General features: G+C 50.0%; 28 protein-coding genes. 13 read left to right on the forward strand and 15 right to left on the reverse strand.

Annotated elements, in window-relative coordinates; genetic code table 11:
• Nucleotides 1-11 precede the first annotated feature (11 nt).
• The 4 genes from ribE to PHH59_RS09335 are packed head-to-tail and all read left to right on the forward strand — an operon-like array spanning nt 12 to nt 2,459.
• On the forward strand, nt 12-488 hold the full coding sequence (gene ribE / locus PHH59_RS09320) for a 6,7-dimethyl-8-ribityllumazine synthase (protein ID WP_300014661.1): 477 nt from the start codon (nt 12-14) through the stop codon (nt 486-488).
• Nucleotides 488-928: a transcription antitermination factor NusB gene (nusB, locus tag PHH59_RS09325; RefSeq protein ID WP_300014664.1), complete on the forward strand. Its 441-nt coding sequence runs from the start codon at nt 488-490 to the stop codon at nt 926-928. The genes ribE and nusB overlap by 1 nt, the downstream gene beginning before the upstream one ends.
• Before the next feature lie 9 nt (nt 929-937).
• Nucleotides 938-1,963 carry a thiamine-phosphate kinase gene (gene thiL, locus PHH59_RS09330; RefSeq protein WP_300014666.1) on the forward strand — a complete coding sequence of 342 codons (1,026 nt, stop codon included), beginning with the start codon at nt 938-940 and terminating at the stop codon, nt 1,961-1,963.
• A complete protein-coding gene (locus PHH59_RS09335) occupies nt 1,947-2,459 on the forward strand; it encodes a phosphatidylglycerophosphatase A (protein ID WP_300014669.1) in 513 nt (170 codons plus the stop codon). The genes thiL and PHH59_RS09335 overlap by 17 nt, the downstream gene beginning before the upstream one ends.
• 49 nt (nt 2,460-2,508) lie before the next feature.
• On the opposite strand, the gene PHH59_RS09340 is transcribed toward PHH59_RS09335, so the two are convergent.
• The gene (locus PHH59_RS09340) at nt 2,509-2,697 is read right to left on the reverse strand and encodes a DUF6726 family protein (protein WP_300014672.1); all 189 of its coding nucleotides are present in this window, start codon (nt 2,695-2,697) and stop codon (nt 2,509-2,511) included.
• Between the two features lie 135 nt (nt 2,698-2,832).
• Here PHH59_RS09340 and PHH59_RS09345 point away from each other — a divergent pair, with 135 nt between their 5' ends.
• Nucleotides 2,833-4,569: a hypothetical protein gene (locus PHH59_RS09345; RefSeq protein WP_300014675.1), complete on the forward strand. Its 1,737-nt coding sequence runs from the start codon at nt 2,833-2,835 to the stop codon at nt 4,567-4,569.
• A 170-nt stretch (nt 4,570-4,739) separates the two neighbouring features.
• Here the strand turns inward: PHH59_RS09345 and PHH59_RS09350 are convergent, their stop codons facing one another.
• The 11 genes from PHH59_RS09350 to nifH form a co-directional block, all read right to left on the reverse strand.
• The gene (locus PHH59_RS09350; RefSeq protein ID WP_300014678.1) at nt 4,740-5,810 is read right to left on the reverse strand and encodes an alkene reductase; all 1,071 of its coding nucleotides are present in this window, start codon (nt 5,808-5,810) and stop codon (nt 4,740-4,742) included.
• A 558-nt stretch (nt 5,811-6,368) separates the two neighbouring features.
• Complete coding sequence (locus PHH59_RS09355; protein WP_300014681.1) at nt 6,369-6,587, reverse strand: Nif11-like leader peptide family natural product precursor; 219 nt, start codon at nt 6,585-6,587, stop codon at nt 6,369-6,371.
• 68 nt (nt 6,588-6,655) lie between these two features.
• Nucleotides 6,656-7,618, reverse strand: coding sequence for a hypothetical protein (locus tag PHH59_RS09360; protein WP_300014684.1), 963 nt, complete (start codon nt 7,616-7,618; stop codon nt 6,656-6,658).
• Between the two features lie 2 nt (nt 7,619-7,620).
• Nucleotides 7,621-8,397 carry a 4Fe4S-binding leucine-rich repeat protein gene (locus PHH59_RS09365; RefSeq protein WP_300014687.1) on the reverse strand — a complete coding sequence of 259 codons (777 nt, stop codon included), beginning with the start codon at nt 8,395-8,397 and terminating at the stop codon, nt 7,621-7,623.
• A 12-nt stretch (nt 8,398-8,409) separates the two neighbouring features.
• Entirely contained in the window at nt 8,410-8,676 is a 267-nt protein-coding gene (locus PHH59_RS09370) for a DUF6129 family protein (protein WP_300014690.1), read from the reverse strand.
• Between the two features lie 159 nt (nt 8,677-8,835).
• Entirely contained in the window at nt 8,836-9,540 is a 705-nt protein-coding gene (locus PHH59_RS09375) for a NifB/NifX family molybdenum-iron cluster-binding protein (protein ID WP_300014693.1), read from the reverse strand.
• A gap of 4 nt (nt 9,541-9,544) precedes the next feature.
• Entirely contained in the window at nt 9,545-9,745 is a 201-nt protein-coding gene (locus tag PHH59_RS09380; protein ID WP_088617649.1) for a 4Fe-4S dicluster domain-containing protein, read from the reverse strand.
• Nucleotides 9,745-9,969 (reverse strand): putative nitrogen fixation protein NifT, encoded by a 225-nt coding sequence (nifT, locus tag PHH59_RS09385; RefSeq protein WP_300014702.1) that lies wholly within the window; start codon nt 9,967-9,969, stop codon nt 9,745-9,747. The genes PHH59_RS09380 and nifT overlap by 1 nt, the downstream gene beginning before the upstream one ends.
• A 68-nt stretch (nt 9,970-10,037) precedes the next feature.
• Nucleotides 10,038-11,609: a nitrogenase molybdenum-iron protein subunit beta gene (nifK, locus tag PHH59_RS09390; protein WP_300014705.1), complete on the reverse strand. Its 1,572-nt coding sequence runs from the start codon at nt 11,607-11,609 to the stop codon at nt 10,038-10,040.
• A 186-nt stretch (nt 11,610-11,795) separates the two neighbouring features.
• Entirely contained in the window at nt 11,796-13,274 is a 1,479-nt protein-coding gene (gene nifD, locus PHH59_RS09395; RefSeq protein ID WP_300014708.1) for a nitrogenase molybdenum-iron protein alpha chain, read from the reverse strand.
• A gap of 162 nt (nt 13,275-13,436) precedes the next feature.
• Complete coding sequence (nifH, locus tag PHH59_RS09400) at nt 13,437-14,321, reverse strand: nitrogenase iron protein (RefSeq protein WP_300014711.1); 885 nt, start codon at nt 14,319-14,321, stop codon at nt 13,437-13,439.
• 782 nt (nt 14,322-15,103) lie between these two features.
• Here nifH and PHH59_RS09405 point away from each other — a divergent pair.
• From PHH59_RS09405 to PHH59_RS09440, 8 genes are all read left to right on the forward strand, one after another.
• Nucleotides 15,104-15,967: an SIR2 family protein gene (locus PHH59_RS09405; protein WP_300014714.1), complete on the forward strand. Its 864-nt coding sequence runs from the start codon at nt 15,104-15,106 to the stop codon at nt 15,965-15,967.
• A 118-nt stretch (nt 15,968-16,085) separates the two neighbouring features.
• The gene (locus tag PHH59_RS09410) at nt 16,086-16,673 is read left to right on the forward strand and encodes an ATP/GTP-binding protein (RefSeq protein ID WP_300014717.1); all 588 of its coding nucleotides are present in this window, start codon (nt 16,086-16,088) and stop codon (nt 16,671-16,673) included.
• A 16-nt stretch (nt 16,674-16,689) separates the two neighbouring features.
• Nucleotides 16,690-17,664 (forward strand): DUF364 domain-containing protein, encoded by a 975-nt coding sequence (locus tag PHH59_RS09415; protein WP_300014721.1) that lies wholly within the window; start codon nt 16,690-16,692, stop codon nt 17,662-17,664.
• 2 nt (nt 17,665-17,666) lie between these two features.
• Nucleotides 17,667-18,110, forward strand: a complete 444-nt coding sequence (locus PHH59_RS09420) for a hypothetical protein (protein ID WP_300014724.1) — start codon at nt 17,667-17,669, stop codon at nt 18,108-18,110.
• Nucleotide 18,111: 1 nt separating this feature from the next.
• Nucleotides 18,112-19,350, forward strand: a complete 1,239-nt coding sequence (locus PHH59_RS09425) for a (Fe-S)-binding protein (protein ID WP_300014727.1) — start codon at nt 18,112-18,114, stop codon at nt 19,348-19,350.
• A 429-nt stretch (nt 19,351-19,779) separates the two neighbouring features.
• A complete protein-coding gene (locus PHH59_RS09430; RefSeq protein ID WP_300014730.1) occupies nt 19,780-20,121 on the forward strand; it encodes a zinc ribbon domain-containing protein YjdM in 342 nt (113 codons plus the stop codon).
• Between the two features lie 181 nt (nt 20,122-20,302).
• Nucleotides 20,303-20,833, forward strand: coding sequence for a hypothetical protein (locus PHH59_RS09435; protein WP_300014732.1), 531 nt, complete (start codon nt 20,303-20,305; stop codon nt 20,831-20,833).
• Nucleotides 20,830-21,363, forward strand: a complete 534-nt coding sequence (locus PHH59_RS09440; protein WP_300014735.1) for a hypothetical protein — start codon at nt 20,830-20,832, stop codon at nt 21,361-21,363. The genes PHH59_RS09435 and PHH59_RS09440 overlap by 4 nt, the downstream gene beginning before the upstream one ends.
• A gap of 6 nt (nt 21,364-21,369) precedes the next feature.
• Here the strand turns inward: PHH59_RS09440 and PHH59_RS09445 are convergent, their stop codons facing one another.
• The 3 genes from PHH59_RS09445 to PHH59_RS09455 all read right to left on the reverse strand — a co-directional run bounded on the left by PHH59_RS09445 (nt 21,370) and on the right by PHH59_RS09455 (nt 24,683).
• Nucleotides 21,370-22,497 (reverse strand): sodium ion-translocating decarboxylase subunit beta, encoded by a 1,128-nt coding sequence (locus tag PHH59_RS09445; protein ID WP_300014738.1) that lies wholly within the window; start codon nt 22,495-22,497, stop codon nt 21,370-21,372.
• 21 nt (nt 22,498-22,518) lie between these two features.
• Nucleotides 22,519-24,321 (reverse strand): sodium-extruding oxaloacetate decarboxylase subunit alpha, encoded by a 1,803-nt coding sequence (oadA, locus tag PHH59_RS09450; RefSeq protein ID WP_300014742.1) that lies wholly within the window; start codon nt 24,319-24,321, stop codon nt 22,519-22,521.
• A gap of 125 nt (nt 24,322-24,446) precedes the next feature.
• Nucleotides 24,447-24,683 carry an OadG family transporter subunit gene (locus tag PHH59_RS09455; RefSeq protein WP_300014745.1) on the reverse strand — a complete coding sequence of 79 codons (237 nt, stop codon included), beginning with the start codon at nt 24,681-24,683 and terminating at the stop codon, nt 24,447-24,449.
• Between the last annotated feature and the right edge of the window lie 441 nt (nt 24,684-25,124).

Below are 25,124 nucleotides of genomic sequence, written 5' to 3' on the forward strand. Positions count from 1 at the left end.
CGCTAATTATCATGTCAAAACTAAAAACATTCGAAGGGATTTTTGCCGCACAAGGCGGCAAATTTTGTATCGTCGCCTCACGCTTCAACAGCTTTATTGTTGAGCAACTGGAAGCTGGCGCAATCGACGCGCTGGTGCGTCACGGTGCTGATAAAGACGACATCCATCTGGTCAAAGCCCCAGGTGCGTTTGAACTGCCGATGGTGGTGCAACGCATCGCCGCCAGCAAAAAATACGATGCGATTATCGCCGTAGGCGCGGTGATACGCGGTGGTACGCCGCATTTTGAATATGTCGCCGGTGAATGCGTGAAAGGTTTGGCGCATGTGGCTTTGCAGTACGATGTGCCGGTCAGTTTTGGCGTCTTGACCGTTGACACCATCGAACAGGCGATAGAACGCGCCGGAACGAAAGCCGGAAATAAAGGTGCCGAAGCGGCGTTGTCCGCTATCGAGATGGTCAGTCTGTTTAAAAATCTGGAAAATTAATGAGCCAAACCCGTACCAATGCACGCAAAGCCGCCGTACAGGCCTTGTACCAATGGCAAATGACCGGACAAAATCTGGACTTGATCGAACAGCAGTTTGCTGAAGAAGATTGGCTGAAAGATGTCCAGAAAAGTTATTTTAAGGAATTGTTCCACGGTGTGCCGGAGCATCTTGAAGAAATCGACCAAGCCTTGACCGAGTTTGTTGACCGTGAAGTGGATTTGATTGATCCCGTTGAACGGGCGATCTTGCGTATCGGCACTTATGAATTGCTATACCGCCTGAACATGCCTTATAAAGTTGTGCTGAACGAGAGCATCAATCTGGCGAAATATTTTGGTGCCGACGGCAGCCATAAATACGTCAACGGCATACTCGACAAGATTGCGCGGCAGAAACGGGGCGTGGAAATGCAGGCCAAGCAGCCGCCGGCGCAATAAAACCGTTCCATGCCGCTGTCTGAATTCGGTTTAATCGAACGTTTTTTCACCCGGCAAAAAATAAGCCATCGCTCCACGGCCTTGGGCATAGGGGATGATTGCGCATTGTTGGACATTCCCGACGGTTATCAATTGGCCGTCACCGCCGATACGATGGTCGAAAACGTGCATTTTTTTGCCGGAACCGACCCGCAGGCTTTAGGGCATAAATTGCTGGCGGTTAATCTCAGCGACCTTGCCAGCATGGGCGCACAGCCTTTGTCGGTGACGTTGGCGTTGACCTTGCCGGGTGTCGATGAGGGGTGGTTGGCGCAATTTGCCCAGGGCTTTTTGGATTTGGCGGCGCAGTTTGATGTCGATTTGATCGGTGGTGACACCACAACCGGTGCGTTGACCTTGACCGTGCAAGCGATGGGCTTGGTTCCGCGTGGACAAGCCTTGTTACGCTCCGGCGCCCAAATCGGCGATGAAATTTATCTGAGCGGCAACGTAGGTGATGCCGGACTGGGTTTAAAAATCCTGCAAGGTTATGCTTGCCCGCATCCAGATTCGGCATTAAGCCGCTTCCACCGCCCCTTGCCGCGTGTGGCGACAGGTTTGGCAATCCGCCAAATCGCCACGGCGTGTATTGATTTGTCTGACGGTTTGGCGGGCGATTTGGGGCATATCCTTAAGCGTAGTGGTGCTCAATTGAAAGCGAAAACTATAGACCTTTCAGGTTTGTTAAACCTGAAAGGTCTAAATCCGATGGTACCACCTAAAAACGAAAACCAACTGGGTGCGTGTCTGGACTGGGAAGCGTTGCCGTTATCGGATGACGTATTGGCATATGTCCAAGAGACTGGCGACTGGCTTCTGCCCTTGGTGGCGGGTGATGATTACGAACTGTGTTTTACCATCAATCCCAAAAATGCCGCTTTGCTTCCGCCGGAATGCCACAAAATTGGCGTGATTGAAGCGGCCGGTGGTTTACGCATTTATAAAGACGGCGTTATCCAATCCATAAAGACGAAAGGCTATGAACATTTTTCTTGAGACAGTCGGTGCAAACAAACTGACACCTAAACAGGTTTTAACAGACCCCGTGTTGTTTTTGGCTTTCGGTTTCGGTTCGGGCTTGGCGAAAAAAGCCCCGGGTACGTTTGGCACGGTCGCCGCCATTCCCTTGTATTGGCTTATTGCACAAACCGACTGGCTGGTTTATAGCATCCTGACGCTGTTGGTTACGCTGTTTGGTATCTGGATATGCCAAGCGGCGGCGGATAAATTGGGCGAGCATGATTTCGGCGGCATCGTTTGGGATGAAATTGCCGGTTTCCTGATCACCCTATGGCTAGTGCCGTTTAGCTGGGCCGCAGTATTTTGGGGATTTGTCTTGTTCCGCATTTTCGATATTGCCAAACCCTGGCCTATCTGTTGGTTAGATAAAAATATCCACGGCGGGTTGGGCATTATGCTGGATGATGTGCTGGCGGGCGTGTTTGCTGGCGTGTTGTTGTGGCTAATGGCGGGTCAGGGTTGGTTGAATTGAAGATGTTGGGATTGCCCCAACATCCGTTCCCTTCGCCTGATATTTTTAATTAGAAAGGCAAATCGTCAACTTTCTCGGCGGCTTCATCTATCGCATCATGGGCGGTGTTGCCAGCCGCAGGTATGATAGAAACCACTGCTCCACCGACACGCATAGGCACGGTCACCAGTTTAGTGAAAAGGCAACCTTGTAACAAGCTGGCAAGCGCGGCCAATAACAGCCAATTTTTTAATTTCAAAATGAATTCCTAGTTTGATGGACAACAAAAACGAAACCTACAATAACCCGCCTTAGGTTTCACCGCAACTGCGTTGAACTTTCTTATCCTTTAATTCTCTTTAAGCACTTCTGCCCCCCCTATCTTTTGGTTTTCATGAAATCCGCACTGAGCCGCTGTTTCCCTGCCATTATTTTGTTTGCCAGTTTTATTCTTTCCGCATGTAGCACACACAAGCATCCAATATCCACACTGCCGGAAGCTTTCACGTTGGAAAAAATATTCCCCACGGCAAGCCTTCCATCCCTTTCTTTCGATGCCGGCATCATTGCATCTACGTTGCTGGATTTATCCCACAGCCAAGCGCGATTGATCGTACCGGTATCTGATGGTTTGATTGCGGCCCTTGATGCCGGAACGGGCACTTTGCTCTGGAAGCTCCAACTCCCCTGCGGACCAGGCCAGCAAGCGCAATTGATTGCTACGCCGGTCATGATTGGCGATAAGTTGGTGGTGTCCTACCAATGCTTGGAACAAGGTGTCCGCACCCGCCATCAACTGCTTGTTATTGACCTTAACAACAATCGCGTGGATGACAGTTTCCCGATGTTGACCTTCGCTGCCGAATTGCCGACAGCGGATGGCAAGGGGACGGTCAAATTTAACCCGCCTACGGCTTATTCCCATGCTGCATTGAAACATCTGGCCCGCGCCGGAAGCCAGCGGGGATGTGTCTACGCCGCGTTTGGCAATGCTGCGGATGTACAGCCTTTCCACGGCTGGGTTTTTGAAATAGACATGGATGCTTGGCAGCAACAAGGCCTAACAAAAGCGATAAACAATGTCTTGTTGACGACCGCCGAAGCCGATTGTCCGGTGAAAATGGAATACGGTACCCAGGAAATGATTTGCGGCGGCGGTGTTTGGGCCCCGACCGGGCCGTTGGTGGTGGAAAATAAGGATGATGCCGAATTATTTATCCCTACGGGCAACGGGCAAGTCGATTTGGCGCGTCATGATTATGCCAATGCCGTGTTGCGGGTAAAACCGGGCTTAAAGTTTGATGCGGCGTGCGATGCGGATTTGTGCGCCAATTTCAATCCGTTCAAACCTGCTGAAGCGTGTTTGGCTTCCTGTGAAAATCTTTTTATCCCCCGATTAGCGGCGGGTAACGCACCGATAAAGCCGCCGTATCATGAGTGTGATGACAAGGATTTCTGGGAATGTCTGGCCTGGATGGATTATGACTTGGGCGGCAGCACACCCGTTAAAGTCATGTTATCGAATGGTAAGGCGGTTTTGGTGCAAACCAGCAAGGATGGCGGGGCTTATTTGATAGATGCGGAGCATTTGGGCAGGCAATATGACCGTCTGCAAATCGCGCCCTTGTGTGGCTCGCCGACCGATTTATGCAAACTGAGCTGGGCGGGCATGATCGTCACGCAACCTGTGCAAACCCAAATTGACGGTGATCCGGTGGTGGTCATCCCCGCGTTTAGTGCCGACCAAACCCATGCGTCCGGCGTGACCGCCCTAAAAATTGTGTTGGAAAAGGGCCGACCCAAATTCAAGCCGTTTTGGAAATTCCCTGATGCCCGGCATCCTGAAGCTCTAAAAATGTTCAGGAGCCATCCGTCATTTCCCGTACTCACCACGCATCTAGGCAATAACGGCGAGGCGATTATCTGGATTGTTGACATCGGTGCGCACGGAACCCTGTATGGAATCCGCGCCCAAGATGGGGCAATGGTGGCTAAGCAAAACTTGCAAGGCACAGGGCGGCAATTGTCGATGCCGCTGATTGTCGGTGACACGATCTATCTGGCGTCGAAAATGCCGGAGACGGGCAAGGCGATGCTTGAGGCTTACCGGATAAAATCGTCGGTCCAATAAATTTTGGCTCTATATGGTTTTAGGGGCTTTTGCTAAAAATGACGGTAAGCAATAAGCATGGTTATCTCCAAAATACACGTCATTCCGACGATCCATTTGCACCCTAAAGGCCGGAATGACGAGGCTACAAAATCCTTATCTTCTAATCACTACCCACGGCTGACGTGGATTTATAAAACCGGATAATCAATATAACCCTTCCCGTCGCCACCATAAAAGGTCTTGGGATCAGGTGTATTTAACGGCGCATTTTGCTTGAAACGTTCCACCAAGTCGGGATTGGCGATATACAATTGCCCGAACGCGACGGCGTCCGCCAGATTTTTGGCAAGCGCCGCTTCGGCACGGGTTTGGTCGTAAGCACCGCAAACCATCAGCTTACGGGTATAGGCTTTGCGAAGCAAGTCCAGGGCAACGACTTTGGCACCGTGGCGAATATCGCCTTCCAAGGCATCGACGATGTGCAGGTAAGCCAAATTAAAACGGTTCAGTTCTGTCAATAGATAAATAAAGATGGCTTCTGGATCGGAGTCCGCCATATCGTTGAAAGTGCCGCTGGGTGACAAACGGATGCCCACGCGTTCGGCCCCACAAACTTCAATCACCGCCGTGACCACTTCCAGCAAAAATCGGGCGCGGTTTTCCAACGGGCCACCATAACGGTCGGTACGTTCGTTACTGCCATCCCGTAAAAATTGGTCTAACAAATAACCGTTGGCACTGTGTATTTCCACGCCGTCAAAGCCTGCCAGCAGCGCGTTTTTCGCCGCCTGACGGTAATCTTCGACTATACCTGCAATTTCGTCAGTTTCTAAAGCCCGTGGCGTAACAAACGGCTTCATACCGTTGGCTGTTATCGCCTGGCCTTTAGGGGCAATTGCCGACGGTGCCACCGGCAAATCGCCATCATGAAAATCTGGATGCGAGATACGACCCACATGCCATAATTGCAACACTATCCGGCCATTTTTATCATGGACTGCCGTGGTAATTTTCTGCCACGCTGCAATTTGTTGTCCGTTCCAAATTCCTGGCGTTGCTGGATAACCCACGCCTTGTGATGAAATCGGTGTCGCTTCGGAAATGATCAAGCCAGCCGATGCCCGTTGGCAATAATAAGTGGACATCATCTCCGTTGGAATGCCGCCAGGGGCGCGCATACGGGTAAGGGGGGCCATGATGATGCGGTTGGGCAAATGCAACGCACCCAGGTTGATGGGCGAATGTAGTAGCTGGATCATAATATACCTGTTGGCTTAGGATGAAATAATGCGGAAAAGTCGGACGCACCGTTAAATTAGTTAGTGTCTTTACATAATCTATTGATCTTTAAGCTGCATATTAACTTAATGACCGTGACGTTGGAGCGCGGGGACTATAAAAAGTTTCGACGAGGCTGGTAAATAAGACAAGGCGTAAGCTTGTCATGGTTTAGCGTTATGGCCTTGGGTTGCCTGGGCGTAACAGCAGTGAATAAAAGTGATAGTCCAGATAGGAACGTCAACGCAAAATGTTTTACAAATTGCGAATCTTGTATTGGAGGAGGGAGTTAGTGTTTAGGCCGGGGCAGCATTAGCTTAGAACGTGTTTTAAAAGCTGCTACGCAGTCCGATTGCGGCGTTGCGCGGTGCTCAAAATCCTCATGTACTCCAGTACACTCCGATTTTTCCGCTCCGTGCGCCTTGCAATCGAACCGCTCGCGACGCTTTTAAAACACGTTCTTAACCCGGCATTTTGCTGTTTGTTGGGTTGGCCCTTAACGATAAAAAAGGCCAACCCAAGCATGATGGACAGCTTTCCTAGACGCGCAACAACGCTTTGGCCATCCGCTCAGAAAGCTGCTCTTCGACGAATTGTGGCTCATTGGGTGGATAAAGCTCCACTTCATCCAGTTCAAAGTTATATTCTTTGCCTAAAGCAATGAGTTCCCTGATTTTTTGAACTTCTAACAATTTTGCTTTGAGTTCAGAATCCGTTTTGGATAGCTCTGAGAAGGCTTTGATTTGTGCAATTGACATAGATTTTTCTCCTAAGGTTGAAAATGGCTGTTTTGCCTTGAAAAGTTAATAAAAATAAAGGGATACTGCTACACATTATAGGGCGTGTTGACCCAATCTTTGAGGACGGCGACATCGCGTTCGGGCAAATACGAAAAATCGCCGCTAATGTCTTGAAACACCGCAACCCCGCTATGCGGGGAAACCCGTTTGCCTTTCACCATGTAGAAAAACCAGGCAAAGGGATAACCCGCCTGACGGTCAAACCGGCTTAGCAGGTTGTGCAATGGAACCCCTTTTTTGCCGCTGACATCGTCCAGTTGCGGCACGTTTTTTTGCGGGGTGTTGATAATTTCGACATTGATGATTTGTTCGCCGAAACGACCGGTATGCCGATAGGGGCGGACGATCCAGTCGTTGGAAAACACCGCTTTTTGCCCGGCACTGCTACGGTTCCAGTCATCCATGAAGCGTTGCGCCGGATGTTCCTGGAGGTGGTATTTGTTGATTTCGCTCATAAAAATCGCCACATCCGTTTTGCGGCGATAAGAGTAACGGGCGGTGCCGATTGAGAAGGTTTCTATACAATCAGGAGCTAGCGGGTCTATAAATTCCTCTAAATCTTCGGGCGGACAGTCTGGGCTGACCAGTAAACGGTCTGACATCTCATGGGTTTTATCAATGTCGATTTGGACAAATTGCTCGGCTTGATGGCCTATTTGCACGACAAAATGCAAGGTGTTGCCGGTTTGCCGCGTGGCAATCAATTTTTGTTCGCGGGCATGGTCGATCAAAGTTTGCAGGTTTTTACCGCATTCGATATAAGTCCGCTCCGTCCATTCCACCAAATCGTTGGCGATACGGTTGCCCGCCATATCGACAATACCGCCCAAGCGGTACCATTCCTCCCCGGTCTTGGCTAAACGGATAGGGTAATCAGGGTTGAGGGCTTGCAGTTTGACCAACAACGTATCGTCATTCTGCCCGGGCACCGTGTTTTTACAGATTTTTGCAAGCTGTTGCCCGTCCAGTTGAAAAGTGTGCTCCGTCATGATTAGGCTTCCGGTTTTTCGTTCTTGGGTGCGGCATTGGGCTGCTTGGCTAATCGCTTCTGTACCGCCGCCCTGACATCGGGTTCGGGGTCTTCCAGCAGACCGGCCAATGCTTCTGGCGCGACGCGTTGCACGGCGGTGTAGCGCACCAGCCAATCGGGATCATTCAATAGAGTCGCGGCATCTTCGGGATCCATGCGTCCGGCGAGGACGCGCCGGACTTCGGGGGCGTCGTCATGCGCCATTAGCCCTAAACTGACTTTGGGCAAGCGTTCAGCCACCACTTTGCGGACTTGCATATCTTTATCGCGGATCAGCCGGAACAAACGGCCTTCAGGCAGGCGTCTGGCGACGGTCAGCCTGACAATGTAATCCACATCTTCCGCCAGTTTTTCCAAGGCTTCGGGCGCGATACGGTCAGCGACGGTCATACGCACTTCGCGGTCAGGATCATCAAGCAATAGCTCAAGCTGGCTTTGCGGCAAACGGTAAGCGACAGCACGCCTGACCACTTCATCATCGTCATTGACCAATCCCACCAAGGCTTTTTGTGGTGCATACCGGACGGCAATCGCCCGCCTTTCCCAAAAACCATCGTGCAGGTAATGTTCGGCAAAGCTGGGGTTCACGCGGAAAAAACGGTCGATTTGCCGCCCGCTTTCAACTGTCAAGCAGGTGTCCCCGGGCATACAGCGGCCCATCAACAGGGTTTTGCCACGAAACAGGCAGAGGCTGCAATCCGCTATAGGCACTGTAACAGGGCTTTCACGACCGGACATACAGGGTTCCGTTCACTCAGGGATGATTTCGGCAACGACAATACCCGTCGCCGCTTCATAATCATTGGTCAGGCACAGGCAATGCTCGCGTCCGTCTATCAAATACACATTGAATTTTTCATATTCCAACACGGGGGTGTTGTTGGGTAGGTCATCATCCATACAGTAAGTGAAATGGATGTTTTGGTACTGTTGCCTGAGGGCTGAAACCGTGCTGTCATCAACGCCCATGCCCTCAATTTTATCGGCGATTTCCTGCACTTGTCCTGCTGTTATCATCCTATTTCCTTGTTTGAAGTTAAACCGCCCCCACGCGCCACGTCACCACCATTAAGATTAAGGGTAGCGGCATCATTTCGGTAGCCCCGCTCTATCGGTGGCTCACCGGATGACGCTGCTTAACTTAATGGTAGTGATCCGTTGCCTGGGTAGTGGGTGTTATCCAACCGCTTCCCGCTCAAACCTAAACCGCCCGCTGGCTTCAATACCCATCGCTTTTGCCAGCCACGGTGGTGGTGTGCCGGCAATGACGCTTTGCAGTTGGGTAATCACCTCGGCAATGCTTTCCACCTCAGCCAATTTCATCGGATGTATGCCCAGCCTGACGATTTTTGCCGCCGCCGGGCCACCAACCGAGGCCACATACAGCACTTTGCAATCCTGTATCTGTTCGGCGCGGAAGACATTTTTGTCATCGACCACCAAGCCTGGCGGAATTTCGGCGGTGCGGATGCCGATCAACCGTGCTTCATCGGCACTGACTTGATAAACCATAAACCAAGCGCAAGCACCAAAATGGCCGTTGATATGGATGGCGTCATCAGTGGCGCAGACTATCCTTACCGAACCCGGCATGTCCCCGTCCTGATAAGCCTGCACGTTTGGCAACACTTTTTCGGGGGCGACATTTTTGAGGATGTTTAACGCTTGTTGCAAAACATCAACATCTACCTTGGCAAATTCACCGTTGTTGGCATTTTTGAGCGTGTCCAATTCGATAGCGGCAACCTTGCTTTCCGTCATTGGGGCATCGACACACTGACCCAGTATGTTCAGCAAGGATTTGGCATCGGTATCGGGCAAGGCGCGTGCCGCAAGCCCGATGCGTAGAGCCAGTTCCCGTGATAGCGCGTTCTGGCCCATGGCCTTATGCCTCTAATGGCAAGATGCAGTTGTCGATAGGGCAAACTTTGACGCATTGCGGCACGTCAAAATCGCCTTCGCATTCGGTGCAAGTGCGTTTGTCAATTTTAAAGACGATGGCGCCTTCGGTGATGGATTGGGTCGGACATACGGGTTCGCAGTCGCCACATGAAATACAGTCTGCTTCAACAATATAAAGGGCCATTAGTCTTCTCCTGAATCTACGCGTTTTGCGCGTAAGGTAATGGGGAAATCGGGCGGGGTTATCGGTTCAAAGTAATATTTTGAGCCATCGGCTAAAACAACTTCACCGCCCCAAAGCTCGGCGGTATCGAATTCGACGGACTCCGCCACTTCTTCCAAGTCTTTTTTCGGCACGTAGAAGACCAATTTGCCTTCCGGGTTTTTTTTCAACATGACGCTAGGCATTTGGTTTCTCCGTTGTACGCTGGAAAAACCTGCCAGGTTTTTAAAACCTGGCAGGTTTGAAGTTAGGATTAACGGATTAAATCGTAGTTGTAATCCGTTGTAGCCATACCTTTGGTTTCCTTATCCAACTGCTCCAACACTGCGTTGACCAAGGTGGTCAGCATGTAAATCGCGCCTTCGTAACCTAAGGTGGTCATGCGGTGCAGATGGTGGCGGTCGAAAATCGGGAAACCGATGCGTATCAATGGCACTTCGTCCGCTTCGCCTTTATAGAAGGTGTCGCGTTGGATGAATTTACCATAGGAGTTGCCGATCATGAAATCCGGTTTGTTGGTGAACATCAAGGAGCGGAAATGCCACAAGTCTTTGCCAATGTGGATTTGGGTGTTTTTGCCATAAGGTGAATCCGCGCAGATTTTTTCCATCGCTTTCAACCAGCGTTTGTTGGCGTGGTTGCACAAGACATCAGAAGGTTCTGCACCTAATTCCAGCAAGAATTTAGTCATGCCCATGACGAAATCGGCATCGCCGTACAACGCAAACTTTTTGCCGTGCAACCAAGCGTGCGAGTCGGTGATCATGTCCACCAAGCGGCCACGTTCCAATTCCAATGAGGCAGGGATTTCTTTGCCAGTCAGTTTAGAGATGGCCATCAAAAATTCGTCAGTCCATTCCAAGCCCATTGGGATGTTGATGCTGGTGGCAGGTTGATGCCAGATGTTTTGCACGAACTTTTTGGTTTTTTCCAACTGCCAAGGTTGCAACAAGATAGTGTCTATTGCATTTGGCGCGTCTTTGACTTCCGCTTGGGTGGTGCCGCCCGCATACATGCGGAAAGTACCATCAGCCGGGGTGTCCAAGACTTCAGAAGGGTCGCTTAACAAGGAATAATCCACGCCCATTTCTTTCATCATGCGGTGCATGACGCGGAAATTGCCCAAATAAGTTTCAAAGCCAGGCACTAGGTTGATTTTGCCATTGCTGCCAACGACTTTGTCTTCCATGTGGTTCAGGGTGAAATATTTCGCCATGCCTTCAAACATATTGTCCCAGCCCGTGGTGTGGCTGCCGACAAAGCTTGGGGTATGCGCGAATGGAGTTGGGTAATCTTGCTCGATATGGCCGGCTTTTTTGGCGTTGTTGATGAACGCGTTCAAGTCGTCACCGATCACTTCCGCCATACAGGTGGTGGACACGGCGATGATTTCTGGTTGGTATAACGCCTTGGCATTTTCCAAACCGGCAAACATATTTTTTTGTCCGCCGAACACCGCCGCATCTTCAGTCATCGAGTCGGATACGCAAGAGATTGGCTCTTTGAAATGACGGTTGAAATAAGTACGGAAATAAGCGACACAGCCTTGTGATCCATGCACATACGGCATGGTTTTTTCAAAACCCAGCGCACACAATACCGCACCTAAGGGTTGGCAAGCTTTGGCAGGGTTGACGGTCAACGCTTCACGGTTGAAGTTCAGCTCTTGATATTCCTTGGTGGTGGTCCATTGGAACACTTCATCAATTTTTTCTTGAGGATGGCACTCTTCGTAAGCTTCACGTTTGTTAGTGATGTTAGCCTTGTATTCATCGGTTCTGAACAAAGGATAGCTAGGTTGGATGTTATCGACTTGTTGGCTCATGGTAATCTCCTACGCGCCACTAATCTGTGGACGGCGTTATGGGGGGAATTAATCGTTCCCACGCTCTAGCGTGGGAATGCTTCTGCGGACGCTCCGCGTCCCGTACCGCCGGAGCGGTTGGGGCTGCGTTCCCACACTACCCCGGCGGGGTACGCCGGAGCGTGGGAACGCTGAACGATAGCTGGGTTAAGCGGCAACCTTCACTGCTTCGCTATTGGCATCCGTTTTCCACGGTGCTTTTACTTGCTTCCAGCAGGGGTTATTGATGGTCATGTCCATATCGCGGGCGAAGATGGCGAAACCGTCATAGCCGTGGTAGGGGCCGGAATAATCCCAAGAGTGCATTTGCCGGAACGGGACACCCATTTTTTGGAAAATGTATTTCTCTTTAACACCAGAGCCGACCAGGTCAGGTTGGACTTTCTTGACGAACTCTTCAAACTCATAGCCTGTGACATCGTCATACAACAAGGTCGCATTGCCCATTTCTTTGATGGTACGGTCATAATCGTCGTTGTGACCGAATTCGTAACCGGTACCGACCACTTCCATGCCCAAATCTTCATACGCGCCAATCACATGGCGTGGACGCAAACCACCGATGTATAACATCACACGTTTGCCTTCCAGGCGTGGTTTGTATTTGTCGATGACGGCCTGATATTCAGATTCATAACGGGCAATCACGCGCTCGGCACCTGCTTGGATCGTTTCGTCAAAGTGTGAAGCGATACGGCGCAGTGATTCGGCGATTTTGGTAGGGCCGAAGAAGTTGTACTCAATCCAAGGGATTTTGTACTTTTCTTCCATGTGCCGGGCGATGTAGTTCATCGAACGGTAGCAATGGATCAGGTTCAGCTTAACCTTTGGCGTTTTTTCGATTTCTGCAATCGTGCCGTCGCCAGACCATTGGGCAACAACGCGCAAACCCATTTCTTCCAGCAGGGTACGTGAAGCCCAAGCGTCGCCACCGATGTTGTAGTCACCAATCACGGCGACATCATAAGGGGTGGTCGGGAAGCTGTCGTCACCATCGCGGTTTTCCAAAACCCAGTCACGGATCGCGTCATTGGCGATATGGTGGCCTAAAGATTGGGATACGCCACGGAAGCCTTCGCAACGGACAGGCACAACGGGTTTGCCGATTTCCTTATTGCCTTTCTTGGCGACCGCTTCAATATCGTCACCAATCAAACCAATCGGACATTCGGATTGGATGCTGATGCCTTTGTGCAGCGGGAACAGGGCTTCGATTTCAGTGATGATTTTCGCCAACTTTTTGTCGCCGCCGAACACGATGTCCTTTTCGGTGAAATCAGAGGTGAAGTTCATGGTACCGAAAGTGTTTACGCCAGTGGTGCCGACGTAATAGTTACGGCGACCGGCGCGGGAGTATTGTCCGCAGCCGACCGGGCCGTGGGAAATATGGATCATGTCCTTGATCGGGCCCCAAACCACACCTTTAGAACCGGCATAAGCGCAACCACGGATGGTCATGACGCCAGGCAAAGATTTACGGTTGGAAGTGATACATTTATTGGATTTTTCGAGAGATTGGTCGTTGATCGCCAAATGCTTGGCGCGGTCTTTTTTGGCTTGTTCGGGATAAATTTCCAGAACTTCCTGAATCAACGCTTCGGTCTCTTCTCTGGTTAAAGCTGCCATTATGAATCTCCTGCTGATGTCATGGGTAATCCCCCATAGACAGGTTTGAGGATGGAAAGCCGTAGGGACGCAAGGTTTTACGTCTTAAGTTTAGGCTTGCGCCCCTACGGTTGTTCTTTGTAGAGACATTGCAGCGCAAGGTCTCTACGCATTTCCTGGTAATTAAGCAGTTGCTTCAGTCGCTGCCGTTTTACCAATGATTGACTCGTCTTCTTGTTCAAGAATACCAAATTCCATCATCAATTCTTCCAGTTCGTCCATAGTGATAGGCGTTGGAATGATGAAATTTTTGTTATCACGAATTTTTATAGCCAACTGGCGGTATTCATCCGCTTGTTTTGCTTGTGGTTCGTATTCGATAACCGTCATACGGCGAATTTCAGCGCGTTGTACAACGTTGTCGCGTGGAACGAAATGGATCATGGTGGTGCCGATTTTTGCAGCCAGTGCAGAAATCAGTTCATCTTCACGAGCTGTTTCACGCGAGTTACAAATCAAACCAGCCAAACGCACACTGCCTGAGTTAGCGTATTTCACGATACCTTTAGCAATGTTGTTGGCGGCATACATCGCCATCATTTCGCCCGAACAAACGATGTAAATTTCTTGCGCCTTGTTTTCACGGATTGGCATGGCAAAACCACCACACACAACATCCCCAAGAACATCATAAAAAACGAAGTCAAGTTCATCATCGTAAGCACCTTCTTCTTCCAGAAAGTTAATCGCCGTGATAACACCACGACCTGCACAGCCGACGCCTGGCTCAGGGCCGCCTGATTCAACGCATTTGATGCCGGCGTAACCGACTTTCAACACGTCTTCCAACTCTAAATCTTCAACACTGCCTGCTTCGGCCGCCAAGCTCATAATGGTGGTTTGCGCTTTTGCGTGCAGGATTAAACGGGTGGAATCGGCTTTAGGGTCGCAACCAACAATCATTACTTTATTGCCCAGTTCCGCCAAAGCAGAAACCAGATTTTGTGTAGTGGTTGATTTACCGATACCGCCTTTACCGTATATTGCACATTGACGTAATTTTGCCATGATCTTTTCCTCTTTTAGGATGTTGTGGTTGATGACATCAGGAATAAAGCAATGGTTATGCCAACTTATTTATTCGATTTAATCAATTGAATTTATTACGCTATTTGTTTTATTTTGAATAAAGCCCGCGTTAGCTTTCCCACATTTTGTTTTGTCGGTGTAAGCTTGCTTACAGTGGGGTTTTTGTGTGTGCGGGAGGTTTTAGGACAAAAGCCGCCAATTCACGCCTAGTCACAATAATGCGGGCAAATGGGCGATGGCTTCGAGGAAAGTTATGAAAAAAGAGTAGGCGGACATTGCCGGCCCTAATCTTAATCCACACTTCAGACCGGAATCTTTGCCCGTGCAGGTCTTAAGTAACCGCTCATAAATCATTTAACATTTTTATACCCGTAAGCTTCTAATAATCCGGCTTGCCTGTTAAAGACTTCTACACGGTTACTTACCATGTCGCCGTATGGGAATGGTTGGCATCACTTTTATCAGCGTGGTAGGGATAACCGCCTTATCAATCTTATGACAAAACCAGCGAAGGCTTGATCTCGATAGCTTCCGCTTGCGTAGGCGGGCTGGTCGGAATCTTTGCCCAACAGCCGGAGCAATGCAACACGCAGGATACGAAGCCCATCGTTGGCAAGCGGCAGGGCAATTGTCATAAAGCTTACAAAACCATACCCCGTCTGTCGCCGCACAACCCATTAATAATCAAAGGCATAAATAAATTTTAAACATGGATTGATTTTTGCTTGGAGATTGATATTTAACCCCTAAAGGAGTTTTTCATGTCTGCCACTGTATTTTCTGAAATATTAGCGGGTCTTTACGACAATAAAGTCGTGCCATATTTAGGGCCGGGCGTACTTTTCGATGCCAAAAACAAACTGACTGGCGAGTCCATGCCAGCCGACAGCAATAGCCTGATCCTGGCGATGAATGACGGCAGGCCCATGGCCCCCAAGCTCATGTATGAGTTTCCCCGTGCCGCGATGAACCTTGAGTTAAAACGGGGCCGGAATTTTCTGGGCCAGTTCCTCACCAAGCTCTACGGCGAAACCCAATGGACACGCGCCGCCGTCCATGATTGGCTGGCTGAATGGAAACCCGCTTATGTCGTTGACATAAACCGGGACACCCAATTGCAAGACACTTATGCCGACGAAGAACATACCCTGATTGTCGGCATGGCACGGATCAGCGCCAGCCATTTCCGTTTTAAAATCTATCATTTTGATGGCGGCGGTTATTTTGAAATTCCGCAAGAACAGATCGACCATCGGTTCCCCATCTTATTCAAACCGATGGGCACGCCCAAACCGGAAGCCAATTTTGTCGCTTCCGATGCCGATTATGTCGATTACATCACTGAACTGATGGGCGGCTTCGCCATCCCCGATTTCCTTAAGGAATACCGCAAAGGCAAGCAATACCTATTGATTGGTATGCCCCTGAACCGCGATTCGGAACGCATGGTGATGAGCGACATTGTCAGTGGTGCGGCGGAGAAAAAAGGGTGGGTGTTGAACAAAAATCCTACCGATAAGGAAGTGCGGTTTTGTAAAAAAATCGGTTTGGAAATCGTCGATGCAGATGTTGAAGACTTGCTGGCCGCCGTGGGTTTTGTTGTTGAGCAAAAAAAATCGGCCTGATGATGCGGTCCGATACCCTGGCCTGATCGGGCTGGTTGATGGCATAAGCTGTCCAGTCCGGGCATGGCCGCCCAAGCATCTTGATTGACAAACTAAAATGACAGGTTATAGGCCGACTATGAAACCAGAATACTTGACTAGCCCAAGATTGGCGACTGTGCACGACACCTTGAAAATAGTTTTTGTCGGCACGGTCGGTTCGGGCAAAACAACCGCCATTTCATCGGTAAGTGAAGTGCCCGTGTTGGGCACAGAAGCTAAAGCCACCGAGCAAGACGCGCTACACCGTAAAGCCACCACGACCGTAGGCATAGAATACGGTGTGCTGCATATTTACGACACCAAAGTGCATCTTTATGGCACGCCTGGGCAACGCCGGTTTGATTTTATGGCGGCGATTGCCTGCCAAGGCGCCATCGGCATGGTTGTCATGATAGATAACGCGCATCAGCAACCGCTGGCGGAAATTGATTATTTCCTTAAGCGTCACCGCGATTATTTAACCAAGCACCCCGTCGTTGTCGCCATCACCCATTATGACGACAACGATACCCAGACTTATTTGATTGAATACCATAATTACCTTAAACAACAGGGTGTTTCCTGTCCGGTCATGCGTTTGGATGCACGGGAAAAAAACCAAGTCAGGGGAGTTGTCGAAAAATTGTATGGCGAAATTATGAAGCGGCGTACTATCGCGCTATGAAATATGAGGCTAAGGCATGACCCACCCCAAGCGGCTCTACGAACTGCTACTGGATTACTGTAGCAGCGATGTGGTGGTCGATAAGCTGATGATAGGCGTGGTGTGGACTTTGTGCCAGAGCAAGCAGGGTTATACGGGTTTGGCGATGAGCCCGGGCCTAGCCACCCGCACTCTGCCTTGGTCTGGCACTTTAACTGGCAAACCCGTCACCGACATTGCCGCGTGGATACTGGAATGGGAGCCTTACAAAGCCACGGTGGCGATGGCGGCGATCAACAGTTGCATCAACAGCAGGCCATTGCCTGATTCGGTGATTATTGAGCCTGGCCCGGAACACGCCAACCTCGCCGTGTTCGAGCATTTTTTGCCGCAGCTCTACAAGCAAAAAGTCGTCGTCATCGGCCATTATCCGGGCATCGAACGCTATCAACAGCAGATGCAGCTTACCGTACTGGAGAAACAACCCTGTGCCGGGGATTTGCCCGATGCCGCCTGTGAATTTCTGTTGCCGGATGCCGACTGGGTGTTCCTGACCGCCAGCTCCATCCCCAATAAAACCTTCCCGCGTTTGGCGGAACTTAGCCGCAACGCCAAAACCGTCCTAATGGGGCCGACCGTTCCCTGGTTGCCGCAATTGCACGAATTCGGCATTGATTATTTGGCGGGTGTCGAAATCACCGACGCACAAGCCTTATACCATACCGCCGCGCAAGGCGGCGGGGTACGGATTTTCAACAACGGCGTCCGCTACCGCATCGCCGAACTGGCGCCCTCCACCAGCATGGCTTGGCTGAAACAACAAATCGCCGATTGTGTAGCCGAAAAATACCGCCTCAGTGCTGAAATGGAGTTGTGGTACGCCGCCGGCAACGCCCGCCGCTTTCCAGCTTATCAATTATTGGAACAAGTCAACACCCGCTTGTCGCGGCTGGACAGCAGTTACAAGCCTTTGTGGGACAGTCACCCCGCACACCGCAACCTCGTGAATTAAGCATGGCCCTCTTTAACGCCTTCAACAAGCATCGGCTCTTGCTCTATTACAAAGGCGACATCAGCGCCTTGACGCTGTTCGCCCAGCACGGCAATGGCAGCGTCTGTTTCCCGACACCGTTGCCCGCCTTATCCAGCGCATTGGAGCAGGAAGAATTTGAAGACAGCAAGGTCAGCACCCATCCGTCCACGCTGGTCAACGCCATTAATCGGCTTTTGCATTTAGACAACGACTTGCTGCACGCCGAAGCGGGGTTTAGCGAACAAATCGATGCGCCCGGCGGCATTATCACCGTCCACATGGCACGCTTCATGTTGCTGGACCCGCCGCACAAGCTGCTGCAAAGCCGCGATTGCCGCTTGCGGACACTGCCGGAATTGCGCGGCAGGCCGCCAGCGGAAATGGAGCTGCTGCGCCGCGCCTATGTCAAGGTGATGGAGTCCTGAGATGTTCGAGTTTATGGACATGGGCTTTGACCAAGCCAGCGAAGCACCCGTATCAGGCCCGTATATCCCCGATGCTGGCGAATGCCTGCGCTGCGGGATGTGTGTCAGCACCTGCCCGACTTTCCGTCTGTTCCAAACCAACGAAGAAACCCCGCGCAGCCGCATCCGCACTATCAGCAAGATTCTGGTCGAAAATGTGGCTATTACCGCCGATGAACGCCAGCATCTCGATAACTGTCTGCAATGCCGCGCTTGCGAGACGGTTTGCCCTAGCAAGATGGCTTACGGGGAGTTATTCGACCAGGCCCGGTTGAAGTTGGAAATCACGCCTAGTTGGTTAGGGAAACTGGCCTTGGGGTTGATAGAAAACAAGCGTTGGCGGATGCGCTTGTTGCCTGGTCTGGCGGTGTATTTGAAGTCGGGCTTGCAAAAACCATTGCGGCGGACGGGCTTGTTGAAAAAATTGGGTGTGGCGGAAGCCGAAGCGTTGTTAGGCAAACCCGCATTAAAGGGATTGGCAGGGCATTATCCCGCGAAAATTACAAAACGTGGGCAAGTCGCGTTGTTCACAGGCTGCATCGCCGAACATTTTGACCAAGAGACTTTGCAAGCCGCCATCAAATTGCTCAACTCGATAGGCTATGACGTGACCGTGCCGCCCCAACAAGGCTGTTGCGGCGCGATACACCAGCACAACGGACAAGCTGCGGCAAGTTTGATAGCCAACAACATCGCCGTTTTCAACGCGCTGGAAATGGATGCCGTGCTGCACGCCGCCACTGGTTGCGGGGCGATGTTAAGCGAATACCAGCATGAAGACGCCGAAGCGGCGGGGCTATTCAGACAACGTTTGCAGGACATCAACGCATTTTTGCTGGCGCATTGGCCTGACGATCAGCGCTTACAAGCCTTGCCAAAAAAAGTCGCGGTACACGAGCCATGCTCCCAACGCAATGTCTTGAAAAACCAGCAAACGGTTTACAACTTGCTGGCGAAAATTCCTGAACTGGAAGTTGCCGCCTTAGCCAATAACCCTCTGTGTTGCGGTGCGGGCGGAAGCTACATGCTCACCCATCCTGACAATGCCGCGCAGTTACGCGATCTGAAACGGCAAGCCATTACCGCCGCCCAGGCTGATTGGGTGGTCAGCAGCAATTTCGGGTGTGCGGTTTTTCTTGATGTTGATGCGGATAAGGTATCGCATCCTTTGCTGATTCTGGCCCGGCAGTTGCCGATATAAAGCAAATTTGAACAGAGTGCGCGGCGTTTACTTGGCTGGTCAACCCATGAATGGGTTGCCGCATTAACAATATGACTTCTTTAATTTTAACAATACCTTCGCCAAATGTATAAACTCAGTTGAAACAAGGGTTTTGAATAAATTTAACCCACTGATTTTATAACAATCTACATTATTTGATTTTGTTAAATCCAATTCAAAATCCAAATTGGCGAAGGTGCTGTTTTAATGTAGGGAACGGGATACAAACCCAGGTTTGTACTCCAAAAATACACAAAAACACATAGGTTTAAGTCGCTTTTATACCGGTTTCAATTCAACCACCACCCTTAAGTTTATTGGACAATCGGCACTTGAATCTGGCATCATGCCGCCTCGCTAAACCTTGTATTCCACAAGGTTGACAATCCCCGACTTAGGTAAAAAAGAATGAGCAATCTCCCCCCATGCCCCGCTTGTGGTTCAGAATTCACCTACGAAGACGGCAGCATGTACATTTGCCCTGAATGCGCCCACGAGTGGTCAAATTCAGGAGCGACTGAAGAAAGCAGCGACGGACGTATCATTAAGGATGCTAACGGCAATCTGCTACAAGATGGCGATAGCGTCACCGTCATCAAGGATTTGAAAGTCAAAGGCTCGTCATTGGTCGTCAAAGTTGGCACCAAAGTAAAAAACATCCGCTTGGTAGACGGCGACCATGATATTGATTGTAAAATCGACGGTATCGGCGCGATGAAACTGAAATCAGAGTTTGTTAAAAAGATCTGATTTTGTTATTTGGATTAAGTAGCTACGCAACTGCACCTACTTAGGATTTAGCCATTAATAACTTCCCGATATTAAGACCTGACAGGTTTTTGAAACCTGTCAGGTCTAGGGTTTCAAGAATGGTTCAAGGAAATTATTTTTAGCCAAATCCTAATTGCTTTGACCCCACACCAATACAGCGTTGATTATTAGAGTTTCATTATGGCTGCTTGCCTGTGCATTCCTGGCCTTGCTGTTAAACCAGTTATTGCTATGGCTATCTGTACCCGGCTTGCCTGAGTTTTTTGCCCAACTAAGCATCGCCATAATATTGGCAGCATTCGGGTTGCTCCTCACAGGTGGCTTGTTGTTGGGCATCCAGCTCATTTTTGCTTCGCTAAGCGATTATTTTTCTGCACCACAACGCAGTTTACGTCGATTGCTGTTTATCCTGAACCGGCAAGAAAATCTTAAGCAACAGTTTTATTTTAAAAAACTCAAGCTCGACCTGATCCATGAAGCCCATCGCCAACGGATATTGAAAGCCAATGAGCGCAAACACCTTAACGCCCTTGCCAACACCATAGCCCAAGACTTGCTGACCATCAAAAACCAAGTGCCTAGAGCCACTTTCCTGCAATTGCAACAAGAAAATAATTGTTATCGCAAGCAACAGAATGGTGCCGCCTTGTTACAATTACAGCAAAAAATAGCCGCGCTGATTCCTTCATGACTTTACTAAAAAACCTTACTCTACAATTAGTCAGGATTTGGCATGCTGTCAAAGATGAAAACCTGCATTGGCAAACGCAAACCCACCCCCAACAAACGCAACTTAGACAAGCGCAATTGCTTGCCGAGCATGATTTGCAAGCCACGTTATCAAAGAAAACCGTGCAATTGGAGCACGACATTGCTTTATTGAAAACCAGGCATGACACCGAACTGGGCATTTACAAAACCCGTTGCCAACAGGACATCAAAGACTATCAACACTATTTGGCGGCTTTAGACCAACTCAAGACCAGCATCCAAAACAGTTACCCGCAATTGCCGGAAGCGGTGGCTTTTGGCATCCACCACCATGCCAAACAGTTGCTAAACCGGATGTGGGAATGTTCGGAGTTCGAGCAGAAAATGCGCCATGAGATGCAGTTGTTGACTTTTATGAGCACGCTGCATGAAGAAGCGCGGCTGCATTTGGAAGGGAAAAGCGAAGGAATCTTGCCGGAGAGAACCTTAGACCTGCTCCAGCAACAATAATAAAACTTACTTGATCAAACTCAACAACACGCCCGCCGCCACCGCCGAGCCGATCACACCCGCCACATTAGGCCCCATCGCGTGCATCAGCAGGAAGTTGTGCGGGTTGCTTTCCAAGCCCAGCTTGTTCGCCACCCGCGCCGCCATCGGCACGGCGGAAACACCTGCCGCGCCAATCAGCGGGTTAATCGGCGTATCGCTGAACTTGTTCATGATTTTTGCCATGATCACGCCGGATGCCGTGCCTATTGCAAAGGCAATCGCCCCCAAGGCCAGGATTCCCAAGGTTTCTATTTGCAAAAACGCGTGGGCACTCAGTTTGGAACCGACAGATAGCCCCAAGAAAATCGTGACGATGTTGATCAACTCGTTTTGCGCGGTTTGGCTTAAACGCTCAACGACACCGCAAGTGTTCATCAAATTGCCCAAGGCAAACATGCCGATCAACGGCGTTGCTGACGGCAGCAGCAAAATGGACAATAACAACAACATCAACGGAAACACGATTTTTTCACTTTTGCTGACATTACGCATTTGCTTCATTTCAATCTTGCGTTCATCTTCGGTGGTTAATGCCCGCATAATCGGCGGCTGGATCAACGGAACCAAAGCCATGTAAGAATAGGCCGCCACTGCAATGGCTCCCAGTAAATCCGGTGCCAGTTTTGACGCGACATAAATCGCCGTAGGGCCATCGGCACCGCCGATAATGCCTATCGCCGCCGCATCTTTCAGCGTAAATTCCAGGCCAGGGACAATATTCAAAGCCAATGCGCCAAGCAAGGATGCAAAAATCCCAAATTGCGCCGCCGCACCCAACAACAAGGTCTTGGGATTGGCGAGCATGGGGCCAAAATCCGTCATCGCCCCTACGCCCATGAAAATGAGCAATGGAAAAATCCCCGCTTTAATGCCGAAATACAGGTAATACAAAAGCCCGCCTTCTTCGGCGATACCCGCGACCGGAATATTGCTGAGTATCGCGCCAAAGCCTATCGGCAATAATAATAGCGGCTCAAAGCCTTTTTTAATCGCCAGATACAGGAGCAAAAATCCAACCAGCATCATAAACGTCTGGCCGCCGGTAAAGTTGTACAGTCCTGTACTGTGCCAAAGTGAAATGAGATTTTCCATAAATATCCGTCACTTATAGTGTTATAAAGAAATCAGCGCGTTGCCGCCTGCCACCGCGCCGCCTTCCTTGACATGCACGGCACTGACGATGCCGGCAAATTTAGAACGCACTTCAGTTTCCATTTTCATCGCTTCCATAATCACAACAATTTGGCCTTCTGCGACCACATTGCCTTCACTGACCAAAATTTTCAGGATATTGCCCGCCATTGGCGCGTAAATCACCGGGCCATCATGGGCCGCCAGCTCTTGAGGCGGAATTTCTTCAACCGGGGCCTGGATAGCCAATGCTGAGCCGCCTGGCCCTACGGCGACATTGAAATTTCTGCCGTCCACATTGACCGTATAAGTTTCAATGCCTTTGCTTGCTGGCGGTTGCGCCTGCACTTGCGGCTTTGGTGCACTGGCGGTAATGGTGGCTTCAGAGCCGGGCGCGGCTTCAAACGCGGCGGGATTACCACGGTTAGCCAGAAACTTCCAACCTACTTGTGCAAACATACCGTTAATCAACGCATCTTCTTCGATGTTATTAGCCAGTTTCACACCTTCGGCCCGGGCTTTTTCCTGCACTTCGGCAATAAGCTTGTGCATTTCGGCTTCCAGCAAATCTGCCGGACGGCAAGTGATGGGCTGCGCCCCATTCAACACCCGCTCTTGCAATTCTTTATTGACCGGAGCCGGCGTCGCGCCATATTCGCCTTTCAATACACCGGCAGTTTCTTTGGTGATGGTCTTATAACGCTCACCGTGCATGACGTTGATCACCGCTTGGGTGCCGACGATTTGCGAAGTCGGCGTGACCAGCGGGATAAAGCCCAGATCTTCGCGGACACGGGGGATTTCGTGTATCACCTCGTCAAACTTGTCGGACGCGCCTTGTTCTTTCAGTTGGCTTTCCATATTGGTCAACATGCCGCCGGGGACTTGGGCGATCAAAATACGGCTGTCCACGCCTTTGAGGCTGCCTTCAAACTGCGCGTATTTTTTGCGTATTTCCCTAAAATAATGGGCGATTTCTTCCAGCTTGATCAAATCCAGCCCGGTATCACGTTCAGTGCCTTCCAACGCGGCGACGATGGTTTCGGTCGCGCTATGCCCATAAGTCATGCTCAATGACGAAATGGCGGTATCGACATGGTCTATGCCCGCTTCCGCCGCTTTCATGATGCTGGCGACGCTTAAGCCCGTGGTGGCGTGGGAATGCAGATGAATCGGGATATTGGTGCTGGATTTTAGGCGTGAGACCAATTCAAAGGCTTCATAAGGTTTCAGCAAGCCCGCCATGTCTTTGATACAAATCGAGTGTGCACCCATATCTTCAATTTGTTTGCCCAAATCAACCCATGAAGCCATCGTATGGACGGGGCTGGTGGTGTAAGAAATCGTACCTTGGGCATGGGCATCGGTGGTCAGCACGGCTTTTACGGCATGTTCGATATTGCGCATATCGTTCATGGCATCAAAAATACGGAACACATCAATGCCATTGGCGGCGCAGCGTTCGACAAACTTATCGACCACATCATCGGCATAATGGCGGTAGCCTAAGATATTCTGGCCGCGCAAAAGCATTTGTTGCGGTGTTTTGGGCATTGCCGCTTTCAATAAGCGCAAACGTTCCCAGGGATCTTCACCCAAATAACGGATACAGGCGTCAAAAGTGGCACCGCCCCAAGATTCAATGGACCAATAACCGATGTCATCCAATTTTGCACAAATCGGCAACATATCTTCAATACGCAACCGTGTCGCCAGAATTGACTGATGCGCGTCCCGCAGGACGACTTCAGTAATCTTCAAAGGCTTTGTTTTGTGTTTGACCATGCTGTGTTTCTCCTAGAATACTTTTATGAGTCTTTTATCATTTGACCGCCAGGGCCGGTTTGAAGCGTTTGCGTGGAATGTCCCAAAAAGATAAAAACGAATTGCGTCCTGCCCAAAGCTAGCGGTTATTTTTGTTTGCGGTATTGATGCACGGCGGCTGCAATTGCCGCTACGGTAGCCTTGTCGGGAGCGTTGCTACTGGCTGTTGGCGCAATGACGGAGGTAGGCGGTGCTTCAGGAAAAAAACGCTGCACCAACGCGGACATCATATTAATTGCAAACACCAGCATCGTCAGGAACAAAAAAACGATACCCATACCGGCAAACATCAATTCAATGCCGCTACTCATTAATTCAGCCATATCGTTTAATCCTTATCATTTAACTATGAAACATAAATCATGGAATACATTATCCATAAATCGCAGGGCTAAACAAACTAAAGTGTCAATTGCAAGGCTTTAGGAAGTATTGACACAAGCCATAGGCGATGTTTTTGACAAAAAATCAGATAACGGACAAATGACGTTTTACAATACTTGGACGGCATTCAATTTTGCTTAGTGCGTGTTTCAAAACAGATAACATCCCTTCAAGGGATGGTATCTGTAACGATGGCATTTTCAGGGACGTTATTTTTTGCCATATCCTTAAGTTGGGGGACTTTTAAGCCATGTACTTGTTTAGTCCCGCATTTAAATGGTTTACTATATCCTAAACTCAAGGAGCAAAAGCTATGGGGCAACTACTACACGGAACAGCCACGACCACGCACGCCGTCCGAGAAAAAATACAAAACGCTG

It is taken from the genome of Methylovulum sp., from assembly GCF_028687615.1.
GTDB lineage: Bacteria > Pseudomonadota > Gammaproteobacteria > Methylococcales > Methylomonadaceae > Methylovulum.

Coding starts and splice junctions, on each gene's coding strand:
- PHH59_RS09440 (WP_300014735.1), top strand. CDS start 20,830: ATGACTTTACTAAAAAACCTTACTCTACAATTAGTCAGGATTTGGCAT.
- oadA (WP_300014742.1), bottom strand. CDS start 24,321: ATGGTCAAACACAAAACAAAGCCTTTGAAGATTACTGAAGTCGTCCTG.
- PHH59_RS09410 (WP_300014717.1), top strand. CDS start 16,086: ATGAAACCAGAATACTTGACTAGCCCAAGATTGGCGACTGTGCACGAC.
- nifT (WP_300014702.1), bottom strand. CDS start 9,969: ATGCCTAGCGTCATGTTGAAAAAAAACCCGGAAGGCAAATTGGTCTTC.
- nifD (WP_300014708.1), bottom strand. CDS start 13,274: ATGGCAGCTTTAACCAGAGAAGAGACCGAAGCGTTGATTCAGGAAGTT.
- PHH59_RS09420 (WP_300014724.1), top strand. CDS start 17,667: ATGGCCCTCTTTAACGCCTTCAACAAGCATCGGCTCTTGCTCTATTAC.
- nifH (WP_300014711.1), bottom strand. CDS start 14,321: ATGGCAAAATTACGTCAATGTGCAATATACGGTAAAGGCGGTATCGGT.
- PHH59_RS09365 (WP_300014687.1), bottom strand. CDS start 8,397: ATGTCCGGTCGTGAAAGCCCTGTTACAGTGCCTATAGCGGATTGCAGC.
- PHH59_RS09380 (WP_088617649.1), bottom strand. CDS start 9,745: ATGGCCCTTTATATTGTTGAAGCAGACTGTATTTCATGTGGCGACTGC.
- PHH59_RS09335 (WP_300014669.1), top strand. CDS start 1,947: ATGAACATTTTTCTTGAGACAGTCGGTGCAAACAAACTGACACCTAAA.
- ribE (WP_300014661.1), top strand. CDS start 12: ATGTCAAAACTAAAAACATTCGAAGGGATTTTTGCCGCACAAGGCGGC.
- PHH59_RS09455 (WP_300014745.1), bottom strand. CDS start 24,683: ATGGCTGAATTAATGAGTAGCGGCATTGAATTGATGTTTGCCGGTATG.
- nifK (WP_300014705.1), bottom strand. CDS start 11,609: ATGAGCCAACAAGTCGATAACATCCAACCTAGCTATCCTTTGTTCAGA.
- nusB (WP_300014664.1), top strand. CDS start 488: ATGAGCCAAACCCGTACCAATGCACGCAAAGCCGCCGTACAGGCCTTG.
- PHH59_RS09430 (WP_300014730.1), top strand. CDS start 19,780: ATGAGCAATCTCCCCCCATGCCCCGCTTGTGGTTCAGAATTCACCTAC.
- PHH59_RS09345 (WP_300014675.1), top strand. CDS start 2,833: ATGAAATCCGCACTGAGCCGCTGTTTCCCTGCCATTATTTTGTTTGCC.
- PHH59_RS09350 (WP_300014678.1), bottom strand. CDS start 5,810: ATGATCCAGCTACTACATTCGCCCATCAACCTGGGTGCGTTGCATTTG.
- PHH59_RS09405 (WP_300014714.1), top strand. CDS start 15,104: ATGTCTGCCACTGTATTTTCTGAAATATTAGCGGGTCTTTACGACAAT.
- PHH59_RS09355 (WP_300014681.1), bottom strand. CDS start 6,587: ATGTCAATTGCACAAATCAAAGCCTTCTCAGAGCTATCCAAAACGGAT.
- thiL (WP_300014666.1), top strand. CDS start 938: ATGCCGCTGTCTGAATTCGGTTTAATCGAACGTTTTTTCACCCGGCAA.
- PHH59_RS09425 (WP_300014727.1), top strand. CDS start 18,112: ATGTTCGAGTTTATGGACATGGGCTTTGACCAAGCCAGCGAAGCACCC.
- PHH59_RS09415 (WP_300014721.1), top strand. CDS start 16,690: ATGACCCACCCCAAGCGGCTCTACGAACTGCTACTGGATTACTGTAGC.
- PHH59_RS09375 (WP_300014693.1), bottom strand. CDS start 9,540: ATGGGCCAGAACGCGCTATCACGGGAACTGGCTCTACGCATCGGGCTT.
- PHH59_RS09445 (WP_300014738.1), bottom strand. CDS start 22,497: ATGGAAAATCTCATTTCACTTTGGCACAGTACAGGACTGTACAACTTT.
- PHH59_RS09360 (WP_300014684.1), bottom strand. CDS start 7,618: ATGACGGAGCACACTTTTCAACTGGACGGGCAACAGCTTGCAAAAATC.
- PHH59_RS09370 (WP_300014690.1), bottom strand. CDS start 8,676: ATGATAACAGCAGGACAAGTGCAGGAAATCGCCGATAAAATTGAGGGC.